Origin of the sequence: Kordia sp. (assembly GCF_050633145.1) — a bacterium.
GTDB lineage: Bacteria > Bacteroidota > Bacteroidia > Flavobacteriales > Flavobacteriaceae > Kordia.
Genome location: NZ_JBOEFY010000028.1, coordinates 14,097 through 40,449, shown reverse-complemented (window position 1 = coordinate 40,449; position 26,353 = coordinate 14,097). Strand labels below are relative to the sequence as shown.

The window sequence follows — 26,353 nt, the reverse complement described above, 5'->3', positions numbered from 1 at the left end:
CGAAAATTATTTGGAATTTACTATCTTCAAACGCAAAAATCCCTCGAAACTAGATTTGCGTTCAATGAAAGATAAGATTAAAACCTTAGAACTAGCCCTTCAGAACGAAAAAAGAGCCCGTGAAAAATCGGAAGAATTGCTCTTGAATCGCACTAGCGAATTGCTAGAAACCCGTGAAGCTCTCAAAGCGAAAACACATGAATATAATGTGTTCTTCGAAAATATACTCGACTCTTTTATTGTCATGGATACCATGGGCAATGTCATCAAGATGAATGAAGCTGCGGTGAAATTATTAGGTTATGACATTAAAGAAGAAGCAATCAATGTAGTCAATCTGATTTATAGTAAAGACTTTGAATATGCAATGAATTCTTTTGCAAAACTCATTGAAGAAGGTTCTTTCTCAAATTATGAAGCCAGAGTTTTTACAAAAAATAGAGATATAAAATGGGTTCAAATCAACGCGAGCTTAATTTATAATGAAGAAGGAAAAATAATAGCTGCACAAGGTATTGTAAGAGATATTACGGCTGCCAAAGAAAATGCTAACAATTTTGAAGAGCAGCAAGAACAACTGGCTGCAATTGTCGATAATTCTACCTTAGGAATTGTACTAGCGCAAGATCGAAAAATCATCAAAACGAATAATGCTTTTCAGAAACTCACTCAGTATACTGAAGAAGAGCTTATTGGAACTTCTGTAGAAGCACTTTCTTATGAAGATGCACATGAAGAATCGAGAAAATTGTACGGTCGAATGGTTGCTAACGAAATTGATCATTATAGTTTAACAGAACGTTATAAGCGAAAAGATGAAACTACATTTTTATCTAAAACAAGTGTCACCAGTGTTCGCGATAGTGAAAGGAAAATAAAATATCAATTAGCATTTGTAGAAGATGTTTCTGTAAAGTATAAAAGACGTTTAATGCTTAATACATTAAATAGTTTAACGCGCTCTTTTATTGGAAAACTAAACATTCATGACATTGCTTGGGAAATTGCCAATGTAACTGCTCGCGATTTAGAGTTTGAAGATTGCGTAGTGTATTTGGTCAACAAAGAAGAAAATGTGTTGGAGCAGATTGCAGGATATGGAGCTAAAGTAGATAAGAATAAAGAAATTATAGATAAACTATACATTCCATTTGGTAAAGGAATTGTTGGTCATGTAGCGCAAACAGGAAAAGCAGAGTTGATTCATGACACTTCAAAAGATGAACGTTATGTCGTAGATGACATAAGACGGTATTCAGAAATTTCAGTTCCAATCATTATTAAAGGTGAAGTAGTAGGAGTTATTGATTCTGAAAATTCAGCAAAAAACTTTTTCACCAAAGAACATTTACGCTTGCTAAAAAATGTGGCAAACTTAGTTTCAATACAGCTAACAAATGCAGTAAATTTAGAACGAAGAATAGCTGCTGAAAGTGAAAATAAAGAACTCCTCGAAAACTTAAAACGCAGTAACAAAGAATTGCGTGATTTTGCACATATAGTTTCACACGATTTAAAATCGCCTTTACGAAGTATAAATGCTTTAATCTCTTGGTTTCAGGAAGATTATGAACATGTTTTGGACGAAGGTGCTAACGATACTTTTGATAAGTTAAATAATAAATTAGAGCAAATGGATGCGCTAATTGATGGAATTTTACGCTATTCGAGTGTGAATGATAGAAACATTATTACCACTCAAAAAATAAGCGTAAGGGAAGTGTTGGAAGAAATAGGAACAATATTATATATACCAGAACATATCAAATTTACCTTCCCCGATAAAATGCCTATGATTAATGCTGATAAAACACGTATTAAACAGTTGTTTCAAAATTTAATCAGTAATGCTATTAATTATATTGACAAAGAAGAAGGGAAAATAGAAGTAAAATTCACTGAATTGAAACACTATTGGAAATTTTCGATCTCCGATAATGGTGTCGGAATAGCAAAAGCATATCACGACAAAATCTTTAAAATCTTTCAAACTTTAGACAAAAAAGGAAAATCTACAGGAATAGGATTATCAATTGTGAAAAAAATTATAGAACTTTATAAAGGCACAATTACTTTAGAATCAGAAGAAGGAAAAGGCACAACATTTTTCTTTAAATTAAAAAAATAATATGCAATTAGACAGTCCCAATTTATCCTACATAAAAGAGCTTTCAGATGGAGATACTGAGTTTGAAGCAAACTTAATTGCGATATTAAAAAAAGAGCTTCCCAAAGAAAAAGAAGCCTTTATAGAGAGTGTTCGCGTGAAAAACTATCAAAATTCCGCCGAACATGTACATAAAATTAAACATAAAATTAGTATTTTGGGACTCGAAAAAAGTTATGACTTTGCAATTGCTTTTGAGGAAGAACTGAAAAATGACAATCCCAAGCGTTATGAAACGTTTCTTGAAATTTTGCAAAACATGGAAGAATTTTTAATGACTATTTAAGCCTACCTACTTATGAAATGTATAATTGTAGACGATGAAGCAGCCGCAAGAGCTATAACCAAACAATTGAGCAAGAAGATTGAAGAATTGACCATTGCTGAAGAATTTGAAAATGCTATTGATGCAATTAAATATCTAAATGGGAACACGGTTGATTTGATCTTTTTAGATATTCACATGCCTACGTTTTCTGGATTTGACTTTATTCAAACCTTAAAGAATCCACCATTAATTATTCTTACAACTTCCGATAAAAACTTTGCATTAGATGCTTTTGAGTATGATTGTGTTGTTGATTACTTAGTAAAACCAATTACGCCAGAGCGTTTTGCAAAAGCAGTAGCACGTATTAAAGAAAGAGTTGTTGTTAGTAAAGTAGAAGAAGAGCCTGTGACATCAAATTCTGAAGAAACTTCAACTGTTGGAAATGATTTATATGTAAACATTGATCGCCGTTTGGTAAAAATTAATGTACCCGATATTTGTGTAATTGAAGCCAAAGGTGATTACATTAAAATAAAAGCAGAAGACAAAAACTATGTAGTACACTCTACACTCAAAAAAATAGAAGAAAAACTTCCAAGTCATTTATTCTTAAAAGTACATAGATCGTATATTATCAATACAACTAAAATTGTAGATATAGAAGATAATAGTGTATTAATAAAACAAGACGTAATTCCGGTAAGTAGAGCCAACCGAAAAGAGTTGATGCAACGCTTAAACTTATTATAGTTTAGAACATTCGTCGAAGCTTTTAGATACACTCACCTGACCTTTAGAACATTTCGTATTATTATTTAAAATTATTTCAGATAAATTTCATACTTTTTCATTTCAAAAAAATACTAGTTAGATTCATGAGATGGAAAGGAAATAAAAAATTCAAAGAAGTCATCACTGAAGATGGCTATCACCTCAAGGCTGAATATATACAAGACAGCAAATATTGGTGGATTGTTTATAAAAATGGTGAAGTTCTATATAGAGCTATTACCGAAAGTGAATTTGCGAGTAGTTTGCAAACAGCACAAGCAAAAGCACAACAACGCATGATTAAACACCTTAAAAGTATAACCAACTAAAATTGTTTTTTCTGTAAACTGAAAAAAGCATCTGCTTGCAATTGCATTGACTCACGTGCTTTTTTGCGTTTGTAATTATATAATTCTTCTTCTTTAGCAAGATCCGAATATACTTTCTTGTTCAAAGACATATCTGTTTGTAGTACTATTTTTCGTTGATGAACTTTCTGTGTAACCCACGTTTTTACAGCGTCTTCTGTATCCTGAAGTTTAAAATCATATTCTCCTTTAGCCGTAAATAATTTTGCGAATATTGGAGCAGTTTCAATTGCTAGAAACAATAAAAAGATAAAAAACGAAGGTAACCAAGGTAATTTGTTTAATGCGTTTACACGTGCCATTAAGCCGTCAAAGCCATCAATAATAGGTTGTGTGTCTGATTCTTTTGTTTTTTGCTGTGTAAGTAAACTTTGAATTGCAGCTTCTTTGGTTGTAATCTTTTCTGCATTCGTTGTGCGCAGTGTTTGTAATTCTTGCAATGCAGTATCATGTTTTTCGCGCTTCTCTTTGTATACAGGTCCTTTTCCAATCAGTTCAGTTCCTTTCCTACCTTCTGCTTCAGCAATATAAGTTTCGTATAAATCGTTTACCTCACTTTCTTTAGTAGTAACTTCAGTTTTTAAAGTATTGATTTCTTGATTGATTTGCTCAATTTCTGGGGTGTATTGTGCAGCAATTTGTGATTTGTTTGAAAGTGTCAGGTCATTTTTTTGTTCTAGCAAAACTTGATTGATTTCTTTTTCGAAAATTTTCATTTCCAAAGGTTTCGAAATAACAACCGCAATTATTACTGCTAAAATGATTCTTGGAGTAGCTTGCAGAAACTCAGAAAATTTGGATTCTTTTTTTCGAAGTGTTGAAACAATGAATCGATCTAAATTAAAAATTAATAATCCCCAAATAATTCCAAAACCTATAGCGGCATAAACGGTGTCAAAAATGGTGTATAAAGCATACGCACTGGCAATAAAGGCCATTAATGCGGTAAAAAAAACGGTGGCGCCAATACTTGCGTACTTGGTTTGTTCGCCAGCGCTACATTCGCGTATAAGATCGCGATCAACGCCCGAACAGACGAGAAAAAATTGTTGTAACATAAAATTATTTTTTGATTGATGATGTCTATAAGAACGCAAAACGCCTATAAATGTTACAAAAAAAGCAGCTTATTTTAAATTCATAAGCTGCTTTTTCATATTTCATAACATACATACCACAATGTTTTAGTATTGGCAGTTATGTATCTGAATTCTCTATTGATAAGATTATAGCTGTTTCTCCTTCAACTTTTTCTTAGGAACTTCTTTTACTTCAATCACTTTCGGTACAACTTTCTTAGTATCTTTTGCCTTGTTCTTAGCTTTAGCTTTTTTCTTTGCTTTATTCTTGTTCTTGTTTTTGACCTTTATTTCTTTTACTTGTGGCTTTTTTGCTCGTGGTGGCGGAGGTGGAAGTAATTCTCCTTTTTCATTGACCAATCGACTATCTTCATTAAAAATATATTTTCGCCCATTCTTTAGTACATAATAATGCTTCTTACCATTAATCATCATTGTCTCCAACTTCTTACCTTTTATGATTTTGTGCATAATGTTAATATATTTCGCATCTTGTTCTGATACATTTGGTCCAGAAGCATCATCTCCACTTATTTCTTTAAGCATAGGTTTTTTTACCGGTGGAGCTGGTGGTGGCGGTGGTGGCGGTGGAATTTCAAGTCCATAAGAAAAAATAGTGCGGATTTCGGTAATATTATTTCGCTCAAGAATTAGTTTTATTTTAGCGATCAAATCTTTCGCTTTATCATCATTCGTATCATACACAATCGCTGCAGTTACAGGTGACTTCTTATTTTTCATAGAAGACAATATCGCTTTGATTCTAGGAGAAAGTCCATTAATTGATTTAATAACCACTTCATTTACGGAGATCCTATGTTTTTTATCAAAACGAATTATAATATCATGAAGCCTATTGATATCTTTCACTTTAATAATAGTTCTAGGAATATCTTTTTCGTACGTCACTTTTTTACCTTTCTTATGTGCCGTTTTGATTCTTAATTTTGAACCTTTAGGCAATTCTTTCCCAATATTATTTCTATAAGAATTGAATCCTTCTTGGGTGTATAAGCTCATTTGGTACGATTGCGGAAACGAATTGCTTCTGGCATTTTTATGAACAAAACTTTCGGTATAATGTACTATTTCTTTGCCTGCTATTGCGGTGTTAGGAACGTGTTTTCCATCGATCCAAATAGCATATTTGCTACTGTCTTTCCAATTGTTTAAAAGTGTATTTGTTGGACGTGTAGCAGTAGGAATTTTAGGAACAGGAAGCAGTGCATCTTGTTGTTCAGGCGTTAATTCATCATACTTTTTAGAAATGCTCTTCCCATTTTTGGTAGAAATGTATATAGTTGCATTTTTATAATAATCGGCTTTTGTATTTTGTTTTGGAACTTCTTTCAAGACCGTTTGTGTCTTAGAAACTTTATTTGTTTTTGTTTCTTGGGCTACTACTTTCGTGCTAAATAAAAACAGTGCGCCTATAAAAATCGGAATCGTGAGCGTGGCAATAATCCAAACGCGTACACGAGTTGTATGTTTTGTCATCATTTGTAATCTCTTTTTAGTTACGGAAAAATTCAAATTACTGGCCAAATGTAAGTTGTTGTTCCAATGTGCATTTTCTAACAATAAATGTTGATATGCAGGAATTTGTGTGTTTGATTTTAATACAGCATCATCTGCTAAAAATTCGTGATTGAGCTGCATGGCCTTTTTATAATAAATTAGTAATGGATTGAACCAAAATACAATCTGGATCAACTCAATTAAAATAATATCTAACGAATGTTTTTGAGTTACATGCGCAAGTTCATGTGTATACAATTCTTCTGCGATGTCATGTGTATCGTAGGCATCTTTTTCTAAAAAAATGTAATGTAAAAATGTATGTGGTAATATGTTTTCTTTTAATAAAACTAACGATGCGGTTTTATAACGAACACGTACACTTTTAATAATCTTGTAAAAAATTCTGTAGATGTTTCTTGTAAAACGAAAGAAGAAAAGCAAATACCCTAAAATGTACATACTAATAGTTACATACATCCATGCAGGAATGCCGCTAGGCGAGCTCTCCATTGGTAATGCAGCATCAAACGCGGGCAAATGATCAGTAGTATTTCCTGAATTCAGATTTTCCACGATAGGAGCTTCTACAATAGTTTCCATTGTTACAAATGGAACCAGGAGCGAAAAGCACAATCCGAAAAGTAAATAATACCTATTGAACACGTACATGCGTTCACGCGCTAAAAATACTTTATAAACTAAAAGTATCAATGCTAAGCACAATCCAGATTTTAAAAGATATGCGATCATTTGTTATTGTCTTTTATTTGTTGATCTATAATCTTTCGTAATTCCTTTAATTCGTTATCAGATAAATTCGTCTCTTTTGTAAAGAAAGAAGCAAATTGCGAAGCAGAATCATTAAAGAAATGCTTGATCAGTCCATTTAAATGATTCGAGAAATAATCCGCTTTTTTAATGAGTGGGTAATATTCTCTCGATTTTCCAAACGTTGCATACGCTACATACCCTTTATCAGTCATACGTTTCAATAAAGTTGCAATGGTCGTTGTTGCAGGTTTTGGCTCATTATATTGTTCCAAAATATCTTTCATGAATGCTTTTTCAAGCTTCCATAAATGTTGCATCAATTGTTCTTCTGTTTTTGATAGTTTCACACGTCAAAATTTTAAGTATTGTTTGATTGCTTTTTTAAAATGAATTGTTTTTATTTCGGTCGACATCAAAATAAAAACAGCTCATTTTATACCAATCACTGTAATATTACTCTACAAATGTAGAAGATAAATTTTAATTCTACAAGTGTAGAGGTAAAATAATTTTAAAAGTCATATTGAAATCGGGTATCTGCACAATGTTGTACCAAAGTATGAATATCATAGTATTTATGTGTGAAAAACACCTGATTTCCTTGAGTTGTATAGTTTTTGTATAGGTGGAAAAAATGCTTTCTTAGGTTGTAACATGTAAATTTGAAGAAATTTGACTTATATGAAAAATCATTACTATAAAGTTTTTGCAATATTATTACTGATTTCACAATCTGCTTTATCACAGCAATTGCCAATTGATTTTTCATATAGTTCACATAATTTTAATGTTTGGGGAGGAAGTACATTTGCTATCATACCATCTCCAACAGATTCAAATAATCAAGTCGGACAGTTTTTTCGTTCTAACTCTTCAACGGAACAAGGACATTATATAGATTTAAACCAAGCGATTGATTTAGATGTTGAAGATGAAATTACGTTACAATTTTATGCGTTTGATCCAAATTCACATACAATTGTAGTAAAGCTTGAAAATGGCACAAATCCCAATATTGAAGTAGGTGTAAGTACATCTTCACAAAATAATTGGACTGAATTAACTTTTGATTTTTCTACCGTGAGCGGAAGTGGACAATACAGCAGATTAACCGTAAGAATTGATGATGGCAGTACCGTGCCAGGAACTTTTTTAATTGATGATATAAATGATGGTTCTATCCCAGTAGATCCTAATGTGTTAGATGTAATCTATACAGATTTAGTTTGGTCTGATGATTTCAATGAAAGTGGGCCGATAAATTCAGCGAAATGGTATCATCAAACACAATTGCCTACTGGCGGAAACGGAAGTTGGTTTAATGGAGAACAACAACATTATACAAATCGTATAGAAAATTCGTTTGTTGGAAATGGATTTTTAAATATTGTAGCGATTAAAGAAGCATTTACCGATCAAGGAGAAACTAAACAATATACTTCTGCACGATTAAATTCTAAGTTTGCATTTATGTACGGAAGGGTAGATGTAAGAGCTAAATTGCCAAGTGGAGATGGTACGTGGCCAGCAATTTGGACCTTGGGTAAAAATATCAACGAAGATGGTGCGTATTGGGATAATGAAGGTTTTGGAACAGCTACTTGGCCAGCATGTGGAGAAATAGATATTATGGAACACGGACTTGGAGCTGTAAATCATACATCGAGTGCCATACATACACCTTCTAGCTTTGGAAATACAGTAAATGTGGCTTCTCAATTAATTAGCGATGTAGCAAATGATTTTCATGTATATTCTGTGAACTGGTCTCCAAATCAAATTACATTTTTAGTTGATGAAGTAGCTTTCTATACATACAATCCGGCTGTAAAAAACGCTAGTACATGGCCATTTGATTTAGAACAGTATCTCATATTAAACATAGCAATGGGCGGTATTGCAGGATCTATTGATTCTAACTTTACTCAAAGTTCTATGGTTATTGATTATGTGAGAGTGTATCAAAACGTATTAAGTACTGATGAGTTTGATAAAAATAGTTTCAGAATATATCCAAATCCCGCTTCAGATAGTGTTTTTATTGATTCTAAAATAACAATTGATACTGTAGAAGTTTATAATACCATTGGTCAATTAGTTTTAAGTACTGAGAATATTAAAAATACTATTGATGTTTCAAGTTTGAATGCAGGATTATATGTGTTGAAAGTATATTCTGGAGAAAAATCAGTAGTAAAAAAACTTGTGGTAAAATAATAAGTATAAAAAAATCCGCACGAAGCGGATTTTAAAGTTGTTATATTTTTTACTTAGAAAGTTCTGTAAAGTACTTATAGAACAATGGAATGGTTTCAATTCCTTTGAGGTAATTAAAGATACCGAAATGTTCGTTTGGCGAATGAATAGCATCACTATCAAGTCCGAATCCCATTAAAATAGTTTTACTTTTCAATTCTTTTTCGAATAGAGAAACAATTGGAATACTACCTCCAGAGCGTTGTGGAATCGGTGTTTTTCCAAATGTATCTTCGTAGGCTTTACTAGCCGCTTTATACCCAATACTGTCAATTGGAGTTACATATCCTTGTCCTCCATGATGAGGTGTCACTTTAACGGTTGCGCCTTCTGGTACGATATTTTCAAAATGTGTTTTAAACAATTCTGTAATTTCTCTCCACTCTTGGTTTGGAACCAAACGCATTGAAATTTTAGCATACGCTTTGCTTGCAATAACTGTTTTGGCACCTTCGCCAGTATATCCGCCCCAAATTCCGTTAACGTCTAAGGTTGGACGAATAGAATTGCGTTCGTTGGTTGTATAGCTTGCTTCACCATAAACTGCATCAATATCTAATGCATTTTTATATTCTTCTAAAGAAAAAGGTGCTTTTGCCATTTCGGCGCGTTCTTCTTTTGATAATTCTTCTACTTTATCGTAAAACCCTGGAATGGTAATATGATTGTTTTCATCATGCAATGAAGCAATCATTTTTGCTAATATATTAATCGGATTCGCCACAGCACCACCATACAATCCTGAATGTAAATCACGATTTGGTCCAGTGACTTCAACTTCTACATAACTTAGTCCACGCAAACCTGTTGTGATAGATGGTTGTGTGTTGCTAATCATTCCTGTATCAGAAATCAAAATAACATCATTTGCTAGTTTTTCTTGATTGCGTTCAACAAACCAAGCTAAACTTTCAGAACCGACTTCTTCTTCACCTTCAATCATGAATTTTACATTGCATGGTAATTGATCGGTTTCGTTCATCAACTCTAATGCTTTTACATGCATGTACATTTGTCCTTTATCATCACATGCACCACGTGCAAAAATGGCACCTTCTGGATGAATGTCTGTTTTTTTGATGATGGGTTCAAACGGTCCGCTTTCCCAAAGATCTAACGGATCTGGTGGTTGTACATCATAATGCCCATAAACAAGAACCGTTGGCAAATCATCTGAAATATGTTTGTGTCCGTATACAATAGGATATCCTGGTGTTTCACAAATTTCTACATGATCGCAGCCAGCTTTTTCTAAACTAGCTTTTACAGCAGTTGAAGTATCAATAACATCTTGTGTATATGCTGGATCAGCGCTTATTGAGGGTATTTTTAAAAGTTCGATGAGTTCATCAATGAAACGATTTTTATGCGCTTCAATATAGGATTTTATAGTATTCATGAAGTGTATTGAATTTTCTAGATACTCAAATGTACTAAAAAAAGAAAGAAAAATACGTTTGACATCCTTTGAATATTAAAAATGTTCTTTATATTTGCAGCCACATTTGCGGGTGTGGTGAAATTGGTAGACACGCTAGACTTAGGATCTAGTGCCTCACGGTGTGAAGGTTCGAGTCCTTTCACCCGCACAATAAGTAAAAGCCGAAGTTGAAAGACTTCGGCTTTTTTGTTTCCATATAATACATAGCTTTCCTAGTTTCCCATAACTATTACTTCAAAGAGTACTTTGTCAAATAAATTATAAATGTTTGATACAGAGTGTATTTTACGGTTATACCGTAATTTTGTTTAATCTTTTTGCAATATCTTTAAACAAAACTAATTAAAACTATTTAACATGAAAAAAAATATTTTATTACTAGCATTATTTTTTGTGACAATGACTTTTGCGCAAAACCAATCTTCAGGATCTGTTTTTTCTTCAATTTTTAATCCAATACCACAACAATTTGGTGGACAAGAAATTTTTAGATTTCAGCCAGGTTTAATAACACAACTAGATGCAGGAACTGCTTTTGACTTCAATGCGAGTCAGTGGTTTTCTATTGGTAAATTAAATACAGGAAGTCAAGAAGTATTCGGTTTACGCTTTCAATTAAAGAATAGAGCGCTAACTATGGGATATCAAGATACTGGTGATATCAACCCAAGAATACAGTGGATCGGTGATGGATTCGCTGCTAGCACAGATTTAGAGTTTAGAGTATCTAATAGTTTTATATCTACATCTTCAACATTAGTTTCTACTATGACTAATGATGGGAAAACTTATTTTGGAACTCCGCTTACGTCTAACGAACCGAAAGTTGGTATTGATTACAGTGATAGTCCAACTAGTACAAAAACGGGACTTATTGTTCAAAATAATACGAATACAGGAAGTTATTTTACGGGTATCAAAGCTATTAACAATCAAACGGGATATGTAAAAACAGGAATCGATGTTCAAAGTAACGGTTCATCTTATGGAAATACAGGTGTTAACGTTCGTGTTAGCGAGGGATATTATAGCACTGGAGTTAGTTCGTATGTTACAAGTACATCTAGTGGTAGTGCATACGGAGTTCGTGGAACAATTGTAGGGCCATCTGGTACTACGCCAACTGGTTTTGGAGCAGCTATTCACGGTACTTCAGCTACAACTTCAAATCGATATGCAGGATATTTTAATGGAAACGTTTTTGTAAGTGGAACTTTTACAGTTTCCGACAAAAAATTAAAAGAAAACATTAAAGAGGAAGAAAATGTATTGGAGAAGATAGCTCAGTTAGATGCGGTAACGTATACGTTTAAGGAAAGTGAAGAACTAAATTTACCACAAGGATTGCAGCATGGATTTTTAGCTCAGAATCTTGAGGAGGTTTTTCCGGAGTTGGTAACTACAATTAATAAACCAATTTTTGATAAAGAAAACAAAGAAGATGGTAGTTATGAATACAAAGCAGTAAATTATGTAGGAATGATTTCAGTACTTACATCAAGTTTAAAAGAAATGAACGAGAAAGTTACATATTTAGAAAGCGAAATAGAAAATTTAAAAAGAGAAAATTTAGCTAAGAAAGAAGACGATATTAAGGAAATTGGTTTTTCAATGGATCAAAATAGACCAAATCCTTTTACCAATCAAACTACAATTAATTATACATTACCAAGCAATGCAAAAGCAACAATTTCTGTCTTTGATATGTCTGGGAAGTTTATAAGAGATTATAATTTATCAAGTGATAAAGGGCAAGTGGTAATTAGCTCAAATGAAATTGGGAAAGGAATGTTTATTTACAGCTTAGTTTCAAATGGAGAAATTATGGTTTCTAAAAAAATGATTGTGAAGTAAACCTACGATGCTTAGATGCCAAAAAGGCAATTGATATGTTATGTATTGATTGCCTTTTTTTATGAAAAATTATTTTACAAACAGTTAATAAACGTGAGTTCGATATAAAAATCACGAATATTACACCTGAAACATTCAAAATTAAATACTTGTCAGTTCAAGCACAGTCAAGAATACTATAAAACTATGCTTTTTAATTGAATCTAGTCTGTGCTCGATTTGATAATTTAATTAATAAATTAAAAATCAGACACATAAAACAGAAGTTCTATCGAACTCACGTTAATAATGTTAAAAACCTTTAAATACAAGGTGTTATTTCTTACTTTTAAAATTCATCAAAAACACACTTTTATCATGAAAAAAAAGAGTATCAAAAATTTATCACTAAACAAAAAGTCAATTTCTAACTTACACGCAAGTCAAGGAATTGTCGGAGGAGAAAATTCAGTTAAAGTTTGTATCCGTACTATTGTAGATATAAATGGAAACAACCTTTGTTTAAGAACCGTTTTTAACTGCCAACGTACATGGCAACCAGGTTGTGTATTCACAAATGAAGTAGATGCAAATACATTGGCTATTTGTTAAAAAGTACACAAATTAGTACTTAAAGAAAAAGCTTCTCCAATGGGAGAAGCTTTTCATTTTATATAAGGGATACTTTTTCTTAGTTTCCTCCTACTTTATTCATTTTATCAGCAGCCGCTTTCTTTGCGTCTTCCATTTTCTTGTTAGCAGCGTCTTTTGCTTCATCCATCTTGCTTTTGGCAGCATCTTTAGCAGCGTCCATTTTACCTTTAGCAGCATCCTTTACGTCTTCAACAGCTTTCTCAGCTCCTTCTTTTACGTCGTTAGCCATGTCTTTTACACCTTCTTTTGCATTTTCAAGAGCGTTCTCTGCACCTTCCTTTACATCATTAGCCATTTCCGTTCCAGCTTCCTTAACATCATTAGCAGTATTCTTTACAGCTTCTTTGGTGTCTTTGACCATTTCTTTTCCAGTTTCTTTAGCCTTTTCACCTTCTTTTTTTACTTCTTCACAAGAAGTCATTCCAATCATTAAAGCAACAACTAATGAAGCTTTTAAAACTAATTTTTTCATCTCTTTATCTATTTATTGTTAATTGTACAACAATGTTAAGATTTCTTTTACGGATTCACAAAGAATGTTTTAACATCTTTTTAACATTCTGTAAAATTGTCAATTTAATAGTTAAAAGGTATTTTCATTACAAGCTGCTATATTTTAGACAGATATTCTATAATGATTTTACTTGCATTTCCATTGGCGTGAACGTAATTGTGATTTATTTTACCGACAGAAACTTTAAAATTAGCATCTTCAAGTAAGCGTGTTATTGTATGCTCAAATTCTGTTTTAGATTTTACAGAAAGTACACCGCCAAGTTTTACTAAATCTTGAGCTTCTTTAAAACCAGCGTAGCTTTTTCCAATCACAACAGGAATTCCAAAAACAGCAGGTTCTAAAGTGTTATGTAAACCTGTGTTTCCCATGCCGCCGCCAACATACGCAATGTCTGCATAACTATACACTTTGGTCAAAATGCCAATAGTATCTACAATAAAAACATCAAACTTACTTAGGTCTGTATGTTGCTCTAATTCTGAAAATAAAACAGTCGATTTTGAGATGCTTTTTTTTAGTTTTTCAATTTCTTGAGATTTAATATTGTGTGGCGCAATGATGTATTTGCAGTTTTTGATTGATGCATTAATGAATGGAACAAAAATCGATTCATCTTCTGGCCAACTACTTCCAATGACAATACTGGTGGCATTATTTTTAAATTCTTCTATGAAAGAAAGCGAATTGTCTCGTTCCAAAATTTCTAAGACTCTATCAAAACGCGTATCGCCACTTATGGTTACATCTGTATAATTAATATCTTTTAATAGTTGTTGAGACGTTTCATCCTGTACAAAAATATGATTGAATGCATGGAGAGACTTTCGCATCCATCCACCATAAAACTTAAAAAATACTTGCGAACTTCTAAAAATGGTCGAAATAGAAATTGTGTGAATATGTTGTTTTTTTAGTTCGGCTAAATAATTCGGCCAAAACTCATATTTCACAAAAACAACCAACTCAGGATGTACAAGTTTGAGAAATTTTCTAGCGTTAGCTTTTGTATCTAAAGGTAAATACGTGATTACATCCGCCACAGCGCTATCTTTTTTAACTTCATATCCTGAAGGCGAAAAAAAGGTCAATACAAATTTATGATTCGGGTATTTCTCTTTTAAAGCTTCTAACACAGGTAAGCCTTGTTCATATTCTCCTAAAGATGCTGTGTGAAACCAAATGACTTTATCGGTTGACGAAATTTGAGTAGATAAAGTGTGAAAAACTGTCTTTCTGCCCTGTACAAAAAGTCCAAGTTTGGGATTAAATTTTGCAATGATTCTAAGAAAGAAACTCGCAATGTAGACCAATATGTTGTAGATAAAATACAAAAGCAATGAGTTTGATGCTAAAATACATTCTTTCACTTAAATTCATTGGGTATCGTTGTACAATTTTGTAATATTGTTAGAACAAAAGAAAGATACGAATGAAGAAAATCCAAATGGTCGACCTTAAAGGTCAATACGCACAAATTAAAGACCAAGTTGATCAATCCGTATTAGATGTTATTGCATCTTCAGCATTCATAAACGGACCCGAAGTACACGCATTTCAGAAAGAACTAGAAGAATATTTAGACGTAAAACATGTAATTCCATGTGCCAACGGAACAGATGCATTGCAAATTGCGATGATGGGACTTGGTTTGAAACCAGGAGACGAAGTAATTACTGCCGATTTTACGTTTGCAGCAACCGTTGAGGTAATCGCCTTATTACAATTAACACCTGTATTAGTTGATGTAGAAAAAGATTCATTCAATATTGACCCTGAAGCAGTTCGTAAAGCAATTACACCAAAAACAAAAGCAATTGTTCCTGTGCATTTATTTGGACAATGTGCCAATATGGACGCAATTATGGAAATTGCCAAGGAGCACGATTTATATATAATTGAAGATAACGCACAAGCCATTGGAGCCGATTATACATTTGCTGATGGAAGTACGAAAAAAGCAGGAGGAATTGGACATGTAGCTTCCACTTCTTTCTTTCCGTCAAAAAACTTAGGATGTTATGGAGACGGTGGCGCTATTTTTACCAACGACGACGATTTAGCACATACAATCAGAGGAATTGTAAACCACGGAATGTACAAACGGTATCACCATGATGTTGTTGGTGTAAACTCTCGATTAGATTCTATTCAGGCTGCTGTATTAAGAGCTAAACTTCCAAATTTGGATGCATACAATGCTGCACGTCAAATAGCCGCACATAAATACACAGAAGCTTTAAAAGGAAGCGATAAAATTATTACGCCACAAACAACAAAGCTGTGTGGAAATCCAGGAGAAGGAAATTGCAATTGTCATGTATATCATCAATACACATTACGTGTAGTAGGTGTTGATAGAGACGCATTGGCAAAACACTTAAATGAAAATGGAATTCCTTGTGGAGTCTATTACCCAATTCCATTGCACTTACAAAAAGCATACAAAGACGAACGATACAACGAAGCAGATTTCCCTATAACAAATCAGTTGGTAAAAGAAGTGATTTCATTGCCAATGCACACGGAATTGGATGATGAGCAAATTGCATTTATAACGAAAACTGTTTTAGATTTTGTAAACGGATAAGTTTGTAGGTAAAGAATGTTAATGACTAAAAAGATACTTTTAAGAGTCAAAAACAATGAAGTTTAAAGGTTTATAAGTTTAAGAGTTTATACTTTGAAAGGACGAAGGCAGTAAAGAATTTAACCCAAAACCCAAAACCCAAAACCCAAAACCCAAAACCCAAAACAAATAAGTTTGAAAAAAATATTAGTAACTGGCGGATTAGGTTATATTGGCTCACACACAGTTGTAGAGTTGCAATTGGCAGGGTTTGAAGTTATAATTATTGATAATTTATCAAATTCTTCGAAAGAAGTAATACACGGAATAAAAAATATTACAGGTGTTGAACCAACTTTTGAAGAGCTAGATTTACGCGACAAAGAAGCAACGATTTCATTCTTTAAAAAACATTCAGCTATTAGCGGAATTATTCACTTTGCAGCGAGTAAAGCCGTTGGAGAAAGTGTAACGAATCCGTTGTTGTATTATGAAAACAATCTGTCGACGTTAATTACGATTTTACAGCAAATTCAACACAAAGAAAACATTTCGTTTATTTTTAGTTCTTCGTGCACGGTGTACGGTCAAGCAGAAACAATGCCTATCTCTGAAAAAGCACCAGTACAACAAGCCATTTCACCGTATGGAAACACGAAACAAATTGGTGAAGAAATATTGCAAGACACTGCAAAAATAGCAGAAGGTTTGCAAGTAATCTCGTTGCGATATTTTAATCCGATAGGCGCACATTCAAGTACTGAAATTGGTGAGTTGCCAGATGGCGTTCCGCAAAACTTAGTGCCTTTTATTACGCAAACAGCGATTGGATTGCGACAAGAATTAGCCGTTTTTGGGAATGATTATCCTACGGAAGATGGTACTTGCATACGAGATTATATTCATGTAGTTGATCTCGCGAAAGCGCACGTAACCGCATTGAAAAGATTACTTGATGAAAAGCATGAAACTTCGTTTGAAGTATTCAATATTGGTACAGGAAAAGGAAGTTCTGTACTGGAAGTAATTGAAAGTTTTGAACGTGTTAGCAAGCAGTCATTAAACTATAAAATTGTAGGTAGGAGAGAAGGAGATGTAATTTCTGTCTATGCAGATACGACTAAGGCTAATACTATTTTAGGTTGGAAAGCAACATCAACGCTAGATGAAGCAATGCTTTCTGCTTGGGAATGGGAACAGAAAGTTAGAAAAACCAAATAAAAACCAACCAAATGAAAAAACTACTCATCTTATGCTTGAGTATTTTGTGTACAACCATTATGATGGCACAAGATACCTATTTGCATTGCGGAAAAATTATTGATACTGAAAGTGGAAAAGTGCTTACAGAAAAAACAATTATTGTTTCTGGAAATAAAATTACTGGTATTGCAAATGGTTATTTACAACCAAAAAAAGCAAATATTACCATGATTGACTTAAAGTCAAAAACGGTTATGCCAGGATTGATTGATATGCACGTTCACATAGAAAGTGAAACCAATCCGAAAGCATATATAGAAAAATATACACTAAATGATGCTGATGTTGCTTTTCGTTCTGTAGGTTTTGCAGATGCAACCTTGCAAGCAGGATTTACAACAGTACGCGATTTAGGTGGATCTGGTGTAAATATCTCTTTGCGAAATGCTATTAATCAAGGAAAAGTGGATGGTCCAAGAATATTTACAGCTGGGAAAGCATTGGCAACTACTGGCGGACATGCCGATCCGACAAACGGAAATCGCAAAGAAATTAGTGGCGATCCAGGACCAAAAGAAGGTGTTGTAAATAATGTGAGCGATGCAAAAAAAGCAGTACGTCAACGTTATAAAAATGGCGCAGATGTAATTAAAATTACAGCCACTGGTGGAGTTTTGAGTGTTGCAAAAAGTGGAAGTAATCCACAATTTACGATTGAAGAAGTAAAAGTAATTTGTGAGACAGCTAAAGATTATGGAATGCATGTAGCAGCGCACGCACATGGTGACGAAGGAATGCAACGAGCTATAATTGGTGGTGTAAAAACCATTGAACATGGAACGTATATGAGTGACGAAACGATGGAACTCATGAAAAAGCACGATGCATATTTAGTGCCAACGATTACAGCTGGAAAAGAAGTAGTTTCTAAAGCGAAAATTAAAGGATATTATCCAGAGATTATTGTTCCAAAGGCATTAGCAGTTGGACCAAAAATTCAAGGAACATTTGCAAGAGCATATAAAAAAGGTGTTGGTATTGCTTTTGGAACAGACGCAGGAGTGTATGCACATGGTCAAAACGGAAAAGAATTTGGTTTTATGGTAGAAGGTGGAATGCCAGCGATGGAAACCATTCAAGCTGCTACAGTAACGAATGCTAAAATTTTAGGCATGGAAGATCAATTAGGACAATTGAAAGAAGGTTTCTTAGCAGATATTGTAGCGGTTGATCAAGATCCTACAAAAAATATCAATACGATGGAAAATGTTACGTTTGTGATGAAAAACGGAAAGATATACAAGCAATAATTGAATTTCTTACAATTAGATTTAAAAAAACATAAGTTTTCAAAAGCGGGAATAAAATCCCGCTTTTTTTAGTTATAAATTCAAATGATAAATGGTATTATACGCATCCAATTAATGATTGACAAGGATAGTTAAATGTTTCGCATTTGTTGTTTAATGTCTGACAATTGACTTCAAATGTTATTGGGCAATTTGCTTGAAATGTGCATGCTAGTGCAGATGGACATGCGTCAATTTGTGAGCCACACTGATTAATTCTTGTAATTGGAATAGCGATTCCTCCTTTAGTACCTTCACTTAAGTTTGAAATTGAACTCTTACGAAGCTTCAATGATTTTAAATTCTTTTTTTTCATGACTTTAGGTTTTTTAGTTTGTGAAAATTATTAAGGTAACACACATAATGTTGGAACGTCTGTTGGACATACCCAAGCTGATGGACAGGCATCAATAAATGATGTGCATGGTGGATTTTGTAATGTCGGACATTTAAAGAAGGAATTTGCTCCACCTTTCACATTTTCATTACTTAAATTTGAAACAGAACTTTTGTGAAGTTTCAATGATTTTACGTTTCTTTTTTTCATGATTTTAAGTTTTTCTGGTTAAGAATAACCTTAAATTATAAAAACAATAAAGAATTTTGGTATGGGAATACCGTAGTTAACATTTTTATGATTATGTAATGTATTCAGCTTAATTATTGTTGTTTAATATAAATATTTTTAATAAAGAAAGTAAATCCTTATATTTATATGAGTATTTTTCAACTTATTATTAGCGAAATGAGCGATCCAATGACCTTAAAATTAATTCAAATGATACTAGCAACTCTCGTAGGGGCAGGTACAATCTATATAGGTTATCTTTTATTCCTAAAAGGAATACGAGGGAAAATAGATTTCGAAATTGGAAATGATAAAATAAATGCAAAGATGGTTAATGTAGCACCAGGAGCTATTGTAATAATGATTGGTGCCTTAATAATTTATTGGGCATTAAACTCAGGTGCATCGTCAAAAGAAATAATTACTACAACTAGTAATAATAATATAGAAGAAAAATGGCTAGATAATGTAAAAAAAATAAATAAATCTGATTATTACACAGACATTGTTTTCAAGTTGTTTGAAGATGATAATGTGAAAAGTAAGATGTATCAGTTGAAGTCAGATAGGACTTTGTTAAGTTTGTCAGAAGAATTTTATAATAATCCAAAATATTGGCAGTTAATAGCATTAGTGAATAGGGGTAGAGGTTATTATAATTATGACTCTATTTCTGAAAATACGATTTTAAAGACAGGTGTTTTTATAGAGTATTTTATTGCATCAAAATATAATACACCAAATACTTCAAAGGAGAAGTTTGTACAAGTTAGAGGAAATGATTTAAACGCTGGATATGAGTACTTACTTAAATATTCAGAATCGCGTGAATTTAATGACAAAGCCTTTGAAGAGTTAAATAGTTATTTCAAAAATGAATATGAATTCAGCCCAGTTTTGACAACTTATGTTGTATCAGAGGATACTAAATGGGATGAAATCAGTTTAATTTATTATAGAAATAAAAAGTATTCAAGTTTGATTAAATGGGTGAATAAAGGAGAATTAGAAAAAGGGATATTAGAAAAAAATATAATACCTAAAGGAAATACTGTGCTGATTTTAACATTTGTACCATAATAAACTTTTGCTGAATAAAAAAAACCTAGCGTTCACTAGGTTTTTTATTTATGATAAAGAAATTTCTTTTCGCTTGATAAAGGATAGAATCAGCAATCCTGTTCCGAGCATGACGGAGACATCTGCCATATTGAAAATTCCTGTTTTAAATACTCCGCCCAAATCTATATGCATAAAATCGGTTACAGAGCGATATAAGATACGATCGTATAGGTTTCCAATTCCGCCACCAATAATGCAGCATAAACCAAAAATCATATAGCGATCTAGGTTTTTATCTATAATAATCATTCGCAGAATAAAGAATAATACAGCAATTGGAAGTATGATTAAGAAGATACTTTTTAAAATCGGATTTTCCATAGAAGACATAAATCCTAAAAAAGCACCTTTGTTTTCAGTCTTCATCAATACTACATATTCACCAATTACTGAAATACGTTCAGTTTCATCAATATGATTCCTTGCAACTGATTTTGAAACTTGATCGCAACCAACGTTTATCAAAATTAGCCCAAAGATTAATAGCATTCGCAGTGAATTGGATATCTTCATTTTGTGTTTATTATTCGTTTCCGAAAGTAGCACCTTCAGCAGTTACAGAACGGTCAATTTTACGCAACAATCCTTGTAATACTTTTCCAGGTCCAACTTCTGTAAAATGTGTAGCACCATCTGCAATCATTTGTTGTACAGATTGCGTCCATTTTACTGGAGCAGTCAATTGAGAAATTAAGTTCTTTTTAATTTCACTTGGATCTGTTACCGCAGTAGTTGTTACATTTTGATAAATTGGGCAATTTGGCGTGCTAAATACTGTACTTTCAATAGCAGCAGCCAATTCTTCACGTGCAGGTTCCATCAAAGGAGAATGAAAAGCTCCACCAACAGGTAATACCAATGCGCGTCTTGCACCTGCTTCTTTTAACGTTTCACAAGCAGTATTAATTGCCTTAACTTCTCCAGAAATTACAATTTGTCCTGGACAGTTATAATTAGCAGCAACTACAATTCCGGCAGTTTCATTACATACTTTTTCAACTACTTCGTTGTCTAACCCTAAAACAGCAGCCATTGTACTTGGTTGAATTTCACATGCCTTTTGCATTGCTAAAGCACGTTGTGAAACCAATCTTAAACCATCTTCAAAAGTTAATGTTCCATTGGCAACTAAAGCAGAAAGTTCTCCTAATGAGTGTCCTGCTACCATTTCTGGTTGAAATTTGTCTCCAAGAACCTTACTTAAGATAACAGAATGTAAAAAGATGGCTGGTTGCGTTACTTTCGTTTGTTTTAAATCTTCCGCAGAACCTTCAAACATTACATCTGTAATATGAAATCCTAGAATGCTATTGGCATCTTCAAAAAGGTGTTGTGCTACATCAGAACTTTCGTAAAGATCTAATCCCATTCCTGTAAATTGAGCGCCTTGCCCTGGAAATATGTATGCTTTCATTATATAAGTCTTTAAAACTTTCTTATAAATTAAGAAAAAGTGTTATAAATTAATGTTTGGCAAAAGTAAAGAATTTTCCGAGAACAGGAATTTGTTCCTAAATTTTCTGTATTGTTTACTTAATCAATTTTCTTTTTCTTCTCTAGCTGTATGTTTGGTTCTGGTGGAATTCTCTTTTTAAGAAATAATATTTGTCCCAAATGACTTGATTGATGTTCCATCACATGAAACCAGTGAGAATGATTGTTGTCAGATGTTCCTGGGCGTATTTCAGCAAGCCAATTATCATCTCGTTTTTTTAGCTCTTCAAGTGTTTTAGCTCTAACTTCTTTATAAATCTTCAAATAGTGTTCGACATCATGACCTTTGTAGGTTTCTCTTCCAGCATCATCAAGATTCAGAGCTGGTCCCCAATATTTTTCTTCTTCTTCGTTAAAGCCTCTGTTTTCAAAAGTGTATAATTGATAATATTTTTCAGCAGCAGCTAAGTGCATAATAAGTGCTCCAATAGAGTTTGCTTTTTCATCGTGTAAATGGTCTAGCTCTCTTTGGTCTAAATATTTTACAGCGTTTTCTACACGTGAACTTAAATTGTTTAGCATAGAAACTAGAGTTCCTACTTGTAATGTATAGTCTTCTCGCTCACCTATAATATTGGTTTTGTCAAGTTCAATATTTTTTCCTGTAATACAAAGTGAACGATTTTTAGAAGGATCGTCTTTTACTAGTTTAAAATTATATTTATCATTTACAGGATTATATAGATTAGGACCATTATAATCCCAGCCTGGAACCTTTCCATCTACAATCTCTTTTTCAAAATCGTAGTTCTCTAGTTCTATTTCTTCTAATTCTTTTGAGTTCTTATTTTCAACATATAATTTAATATTATCAAAATAAAATTTACCATTATATACGCAAAGTCCACCAAAATTTATTGATTCTGTATTTTTATCAATAAAGCCATTGATTTCATACGTTTTCCATTCATCAGATAACACAGGTCGATTTCCCATATTATCGACAAAGCCATATTCTTCATTGTTATTATCAACTCTTACCCATATACCAGACCAAGCAGACTGATCATCCGTCACCGTTTTCATCGAAGCAGTGAGTTTAAATTTTAATTTTACATCTGTAGTCATTTTAATAGACTTTGCGAATAATGTCCATTTTTGATCTTGTGAGTACAAGTTGTTGATTGTAAGAAAGCCTATGATTAAAAAGCACATTGTATGCTTTCTTGAAAAGAAATTAAGGAAATTCATTGATTAGGTTATTGCTGTGAATTTAAACTCTTTCATACGTAAGGAAAGAGAACTCGTATTCGTGTTTGTCGTCTTTTTTGTGGAATTTATTCGCAATTTCTTTCCAGTCTTTCATTTCAATTTCTGGAAAATGAGTATCGCCTTCAAATTCGTGATGCACACGTGTTAATTCAATTTTTGTCGCAAACGGAATGGCTTGTTTGTATATTTCGCCACCACCAATTACATACGGTTCTGCATCAGCAATCGTAGCAACGCTTACCGCTTCTTTCATTGTGTGTACCACAATAACACCTCTAGGTGCTTTGTAATTTTTTTGTCGTGTGATGACAATATGTGTTCTGTTTGGAAGTGGTTTTGGAAAGCTTTCAAAGGTTTTACGTCCCATGATGATATGATGTCCCGAGGTAAGCTTTTTAAAGCGTTTCAAGTCATCACTCAAATGCCAAATTAATTGGTTGTCTTTTCCAATCACATTATTTTCTGAAGCAGCCACAATAATTGTTAAGCAACTACGATCAATAACTTCAGGTTCTGGTTCATTTGCTATTTCTGCTTTGGCTTTTACTTCAGCAACTTTCGTTTCCTGATCTAAAAATTTTTGTTTTAATGTAGCAATGCGTTCTTCTTGTTGTGCAACTAGGGTTTCCAGTTGTTTGGCTTCCCATTCTTTGCCCATGAATTTGTTTGTAACATATACATCAAAGGCATGAAATAGAAAGGCGAATAACCATAAGAATACAGCCCAAACAAACCATTTTGTGCCAAATAAGGTAACGTCTTCTCCAAGACCCAATACAACATTTATAAGCACGAGTAATGCAGACCCAATTATGAAAACTACAAGATGATAGTATAAACGTTTTTTTTGTTTGATACGTTTTTGCGCAGTTTCAATAATTGCTAATTGTTCTTGGTCGATTTGTGTAGTAGGTTGATTTTTTTTACCGAACATGTATGCGAATTTTCTAGTTCTTTACAGCATTTCTAAGTAATCTGTCTGCTTGAAGCATTACTGCATACGAAACATTTACAGGTGTTCCTTGATAGGTTCCACGAGAAAAAGAAGGCAATGTTTTTACAATTCTCTCTACTTCTTTTTTCATAGCAGTATTGTTTGTACGAACACCAACATTTTCTATAGCTCCTTGAGTATTTACGATGAAACGAATATACACTGAGTTATTGGCACTATTGTTAGATATTGAGCGTGCAACATCTTTGTTGAATGCTTGCTGTATGAATGCTTCTATTTTCTCAGAAGTACATTTATTTTGTTGCTTTATAGTACCAGTATTTTCGCAACCAGAAAATTGTGGTGCGTTGTCCATGACAGCAAAGTTAATTGTTCCGTTTGGAGAAACTTTTAAAGTAGACGTATCAGTAGCTTTTTGAGAAAAACCAAACTGTACAATCAAGCAAAATAATGCAGGTATAATAATTTTTTTCATTTTCAAATTATTTTAATGACCTAAAGATACTTTTCTTTTTTGAATAGTACATTCTGTTCATAAAAAAAATACAGTTTTACCATGAAATGCATTTTTTTTAGATGAATGTAGTTTGTTTTGTAATGTGAAATTTTTAAAAATAGCAGTGAATGTAGTTGATAATCAGGCTTGAAAGATATGAGAAGGTGGTAATAATTCTTTACAACTTCTTCATCAATTCACGTTTCACACGACTAAACCATTCATAGCGTAGTATGCTCAGTACAATACTGTCGCGTCTACCATCTACGGCAGCGCAATTACTACGTAAAACACCTTCCTCAGTACAACCAATACTTTTCATAGCGGCAATACTTCGTTTATTATTGTTGTCTGCTCTAAACTCTACACGTTGAACTTTCATGTGTTCAAAAGCAAATTGAAGCATCAAAAACTTGCAATTTTTATTTATACCAGTTCCTTGAAAATCTGTTCCGTACCAAGTATATCCTAGCGAAACTGTTTGATGTGTTTGACTAAAATCGTAAAATCGGGTAGAACCTGCGTAGGTGTTAAAACGTTTGTCAAAGACAATAAAAGGATAAGCAGTTTCTTCGACTCTTCCTTCGGTAGCTTGCGCAATATATTTTCTTAGATTATTTTCTCCATTTGCAGGTGTTAACGAATATTTCCACAATTCAGGTTCTTTTACTGAATACGATAATAAATGTTTAAAATCGTCAGCTTGTAAAGGTCGTAATTGTACAAATCCATTGTCTAATACGTAATTTTTTTTGAAGTCTAGTAAAATCATATTCCATTCTCTCTTTCTTGCTGCTTCAAGCAAATATTTATTCCTGTAAATGTACACAAATCTATTAGAGTTTGTATAGCTATTTTATTGAAAATAGCTACGATAAGATTGTTATTCAACAATGAAATTAAAAGGAATCCGTACTGGAGTATTTTTTGGCATTCCGTCTACAATAGAAGGCTTTAAATTGGGTACTAATTTTAATGCATGTTCTATGCTTTTTACAAGCTGTGGATTTGGTGTTGTGATGCGTAAATTTTTTATAGAACCATTTTTTGCTACTGAAAAGTTAATTTTAATATTAAACTTTTCTTTTAAACCTAAATCGATTAGTCTATCTCTATTAAAATATTTAGAAAGATGGAGTATCATTTTTTTTTCAAAACAACGCATTTGATCTTGGCGTGTGGTCATTTCTTCACATCCTGGGAAAATAACATACGAATCAGGTTTGCTAAATGGTAACACACTAGGAACATGGTTGTACAATGGTTCTAGCGTTTTTTTTGATCTATTAATTTTGAAGTATACAATTTCTTTAAGCGCTGGTGAAGTATTCTTTCTTGTAGGCTTTTCTATTGTAAAGTCAAGTTGTGGAATTTTACCATATAAATTTAGTCTTAATGGAGTGTTTTCATCTTCGTAAAAACGAATAGAAGATGCTAAAAATTTTGGTTTTCCTGTTTGATGATATATTAAACTAATACGTGCAAAAATCAAGTCATTCTTAGCATCATTTACAAACTTTTCTATGTCAGTTTTATCTAATATGGTTAAAAGTGCTTCGTGTATTTTCTTTTTTGTGCATTCCTTATCGGAAGTATCTTGACAACCAACAGCGACTACATTTGACATGTTTACATTCTGAGAAAAGCCATTGCAAACGAGCAAAATGAAGCTTATTAAAATGTAATTCTTTTTGAAGTTTAGTATAATCATAGATATATATTACTTTTTATAAAATACA

At 32.9% G+C, this 26,353-nt stretch carries 26 protein-coding genes and 1 tRNA gene; 12 read left to right on the top strand and 15 right to left on the bottom strand.

From position 1 onward, the window contains the following. Positions 1-64 precede the first annotated feature (64 nt). The 4 genes from ACRBBL_RS15255 to ACRBBL_RS15240 all read left to right on the top strand — a co-directional run bounded on the left by ACRBBL_RS15255 (position 65) and on the right by ACRBBL_RS15240 (position 3,538). Positions 65-2,128 carry a PAS domain-containing sensor histidine kinase gene (locus tag ACRBBL_RS15255; RefSeq protein WP_431369934.1) on the top strand — a complete coding sequence of 688 codons (2,064 nt, stop codon included), beginning with the start codon at positions 65-67 and terminating at the stop codon, positions 2,126-2,128. A gap of 1 nt (position 2,129) precedes the next feature. Beyond that, positions 2,130-2,453, top strand: coding sequence for an Hpt domain-containing protein (locus tag ACRBBL_RS15250; RefSeq protein WP_431369933.1), 324 nt, complete (start codon positions 2,130-2,132; stop codon positions 2,451-2,453). A gap of 12 nt (positions 2,454-2,465) precedes the next feature. Continuing rightward, positions 2,466-3,188 carry a LytR/AlgR family response regulator transcription factor gene (locus ACRBBL_RS15245; RefSeq protein WP_431369932.1) on the top strand — a complete coding sequence of 241 codons (723 nt, stop codon included), beginning with the start codon at positions 2,466-2,468 and terminating at the stop codon, positions 3,186-3,188. Positions 3,189-3,313: 125 nt separating this feature from the next. Further along, on the top strand, positions 3,314-3,538 hold the full coding sequence (locus tag ACRBBL_RS15240; protein ID WP_431369931.1) for a hypothetical protein: 225 nt from the start codon (positions 3,314-3,316) through the stop codon (positions 3,536-3,538). Here ACRBBL_RS15240 and ACRBBL_RS15235 read toward each other — a convergent pair. The 3 genes from ACRBBL_RS15235 to ACRBBL_RS15225 all read right to left on the bottom strand — a co-directional run bounded on the left by ACRBBL_RS15235 (position 3,535) and on the right by ACRBBL_RS15225 (position 7,295). After that, entirely contained in the window at positions 3,535-4,635 is a 1,101-nt protein-coding gene (locus ACRBBL_RS15235) for a DUF4407 domain-containing protein (protein ID WP_431369930.1), read from the bottom strand. The two genes, ACRBBL_RS15240 and ACRBBL_RS15235, sit on opposite strands and share 4 nt — an antisense overlap. 168 nt (positions 4,636-4,803) lie before the next feature. Then, positions 4,804-6,927 (bottom strand): M56 family metallopeptidase, encoded by a 2,124-nt coding sequence (locus ACRBBL_RS15230; RefSeq protein WP_431369929.1) that lies wholly within the window; start codon positions 6,925-6,927, stop codon positions 4,804-4,806. After that, complete coding sequence (locus ACRBBL_RS15225; RefSeq protein ID WP_431369928.1) at positions 6,924-7,295, bottom strand: BlaI/MecI/CopY family transcriptional regulator; 372 nt, start codon at positions 7,293-7,295, stop codon at positions 6,924-6,926. Before ACRBBL_RS15225 ends, ACRBBL_RS15230 begins: the two co-directional genes overlap by 4 nt. A 334-nt stretch (positions 7,296-7,629) precedes the next feature. On the opposite strand from ACRBBL_RS15225, the gene ACRBBL_RS15220 reads away from it, so the two are divergent. Further along, a complete protein-coding gene (locus tag ACRBBL_RS15220; protein WP_431369927.1) occupies positions 7,630-9,165 on the top strand; it encodes a family 16 glycosylhydrolase in 1,536 nt (511 codons plus the stop codon). 49 nt (positions 9,166-9,214) lie between these two features. Here the strand turns inward: ACRBBL_RS15220 and ACRBBL_RS15215 are convergent, their stop codons facing one another. Beyond that, a complete protein-coding gene (locus ACRBBL_RS15215) occupies positions 9,215-10,603 on the bottom strand; it encodes a dipeptidase (protein ID WP_431369926.1) in 1,389 nt (462 codons plus the stop codon). A 108-nt stretch (positions 10,604-10,711) separates the two neighbouring features. Between ACRBBL_RS15215 and ACRBBL_RS15210 the strand changes: the two genes are divergently transcribed. The 3 genes from ACRBBL_RS15210 (at position 10,712) to ACRBBL_RS15200 (ending at position 13,090) form a co-directional block, all read left to right on the top strand. Next, positions 10,712-10,793: transfer RNA gene (locus ACRBBL_RS15210), tRNA-Leu, on the top strand. A 209-nt stretch (positions 10,794-11,002) separates the two neighbouring features. Further along, complete coding sequence (locus ACRBBL_RS15205) at positions 11,003-12,499, top strand: tail fiber domain-containing protein (RefSeq protein ID WP_431369925.1); 1,497 nt, start codon at positions 11,003-11,005, stop codon at positions 12,497-12,499. Between the two features lie 357 nt (positions 12,500-12,856). After that, positions 12,857-13,090, top strand: coding sequence for a class I lanthipeptide (locus ACRBBL_RS15200; protein ID WP_431369924.1), 234 nt, complete (start codon positions 12,857-12,859; stop codon positions 13,088-13,090). Between the two features lie 79 nt (positions 13,091-13,169). On the opposite strand, the gene ACRBBL_RS15195 is transcribed toward ACRBBL_RS15200, so the two are convergent. Both ACRBBL_RS15195 and ACRBBL_RS15190 read right to left on the bottom strand, forming a co-directional pair. Beyond that, positions 13,170-13,604 (bottom strand): hypothetical protein, encoded by a 435-nt coding sequence (locus ACRBBL_RS15195; protein ID WP_431369923.1) that lies wholly within the window; start codon positions 13,602-13,604, stop codon positions 13,170-13,172. Between the two features lie 137 nt (positions 13,605-13,741). After that, complete coding sequence (locus ACRBBL_RS15190) at positions 13,742-14,980, bottom strand: 3-deoxy-D-manno-octulosonic acid transferase (RefSeq protein ID WP_431369922.1); 1,239 nt, start codon at positions 14,978-14,980, stop codon at positions 13,742-13,744. Between the two features lie 98 nt (positions 14,981-15,078). Between ACRBBL_RS15190 and ACRBBL_RS15185 the strand changes: the two genes are divergently transcribed. The 3 genes from ACRBBL_RS15185 to ACRBBL_RS15175 all read left to right on the top strand — a co-directional run bounded on the left by ACRBBL_RS15185 (position 15,079) and on the right by ACRBBL_RS15175 (position 18,728). Continuing rightward, on the top strand, positions 15,079-16,236 hold the full coding sequence (locus ACRBBL_RS15185) for a DegT/DnrJ/EryC1/StrS family aminotransferase (protein WP_431369921.1): 1,158 nt from the start codon (positions 15,079-15,081) through the stop codon (positions 16,234-16,236). A 174-nt stretch (positions 16,237-16,410) separates the two neighbouring features. Further along, positions 16,411-17,436, top strand: coding sequence for a UDP-glucose 4-epimerase GalE (gene galE / locus ACRBBL_RS15180; protein WP_431369920.1), 1,026 nt, complete (start codon positions 16,411-16,413; stop codon positions 17,434-17,436). 11 nt (positions 17,437-17,447) lie between these two features. Further along, positions 17,448-18,728 (top strand): amidohydrolase family protein, encoded by a 1,281-nt coding sequence (locus ACRBBL_RS15175; RefSeq protein ID WP_431369919.1) that lies wholly within the window; start codon positions 17,448-17,450, stop codon positions 18,726-18,728. 97 nt (positions 18,729-18,825) lie between these two features. Here the strand turns inward: ACRBBL_RS15175 and ACRBBL_RS15170 are convergent, their stop codons facing one another. Both ACRBBL_RS15170 and ACRBBL_RS15165 read right to left on the bottom strand, forming a co-directional pair. Next, positions 18,826-19,083, bottom strand: a complete 258-nt coding sequence (locus ACRBBL_RS15170) for a hypothetical protein (protein WP_431369918.1) — start codon at positions 19,081-19,083, stop codon at positions 18,826-18,828. A gap of 30 nt (positions 19,084-19,113) precedes the next feature. Further along, positions 19,114-19,314: a hypothetical protein gene (locus ACRBBL_RS15165; RefSeq protein WP_431369917.1), complete on the bottom strand. Its 201-nt coding sequence runs from the start codon at positions 19,312-19,314 to the stop codon at positions 19,114-19,116. 168 nt (positions 19,315-19,482) lie between these two features. Between ACRBBL_RS15165 and ACRBBL_RS15160 the strand changes: the two genes are divergently transcribed. Beyond that, the gene (locus ACRBBL_RS15160) at positions 19,483-20,415 is read left to right on the top strand and encodes a hypothetical protein (protein WP_431369916.1); all 933 of its coding nucleotides are present in this window, start codon (positions 19,483-19,485) and stop codon (positions 20,413-20,415) included. Positions 20,416-20,463: 48 nt separating this feature from the next. Here the strand turns inward: ACRBBL_RS15160 and lspA are convergent, their stop codons facing one another. From lspA to ACRBBL_RS15125, 7 genes are all read right to left on the bottom strand, one after another. Next, positions 20,464-20,970, bottom strand: coding sequence for a signal peptidase II (gene lspA, locus ACRBBL_RS15155; RefSeq protein ID WP_431369915.1), 507 nt, complete (start codon positions 20,968-20,970; stop codon positions 20,464-20,466). Positions 20,971-20,980: 10 nt separating this feature from the next. Then, on the bottom strand, positions 20,981-21,871 hold the full coding sequence (gene fabD / locus ACRBBL_RS15150) for an ACP S-malonyltransferase (protein WP_431369914.1): 891 nt from the start codon (positions 21,869-21,871) through the stop codon (positions 20,981-20,983). A gap of 119 nt (positions 21,872-21,990) precedes the next feature. Beyond that, the gene (locus tag ACRBBL_RS15145; RefSeq protein WP_431369913.1) at positions 21,991-23,142 is read right to left on the bottom strand and encodes a DinB family protein; all 1,152 of its coding nucleotides are present in this window, start codon (positions 23,140-23,142) and stop codon (positions 21,991-21,993) included. 22 nt (positions 23,143-23,164) lie between these two features. Further along, positions 23,165-24,097, bottom strand: a complete 933-nt coding sequence (locus ACRBBL_RS15140) for a dihydrofolate reductase (protein WP_431369912.1) — start codon at positions 24,095-24,097, stop codon at positions 23,165-23,167. 13 nt (positions 24,098-24,110) lie between these two features. Then, on the bottom strand, positions 24,111-24,593 hold the full coding sequence (locus ACRBBL_RS15135; protein WP_431369911.1) for an energy transducer TonB: 483 nt from the start codon (positions 24,591-24,593) through the stop codon (positions 24,111-24,113). Positions 24,594-24,792: 199 nt separating this feature from the next. Continuing rightward, entirely contained in the window at positions 24,793-25,386 is a 594-nt protein-coding gene (locus ACRBBL_RS15130; protein WP_431369910.1) for a GNAT family N-acetyltransferase, read from the bottom strand. 111 nt (positions 25,387-25,497) lie between these two features. Then, positions 25,498-26,241, bottom strand: a complete 744-nt coding sequence (locus ACRBBL_RS15125; RefSeq protein ID WP_431369909.1) for a hypothetical protein — start codon at positions 26,239-26,241, stop codon at positions 25,498-25,500. Between the last annotated feature and the right edge of the window lie 112 nt (positions 26,242-26,353).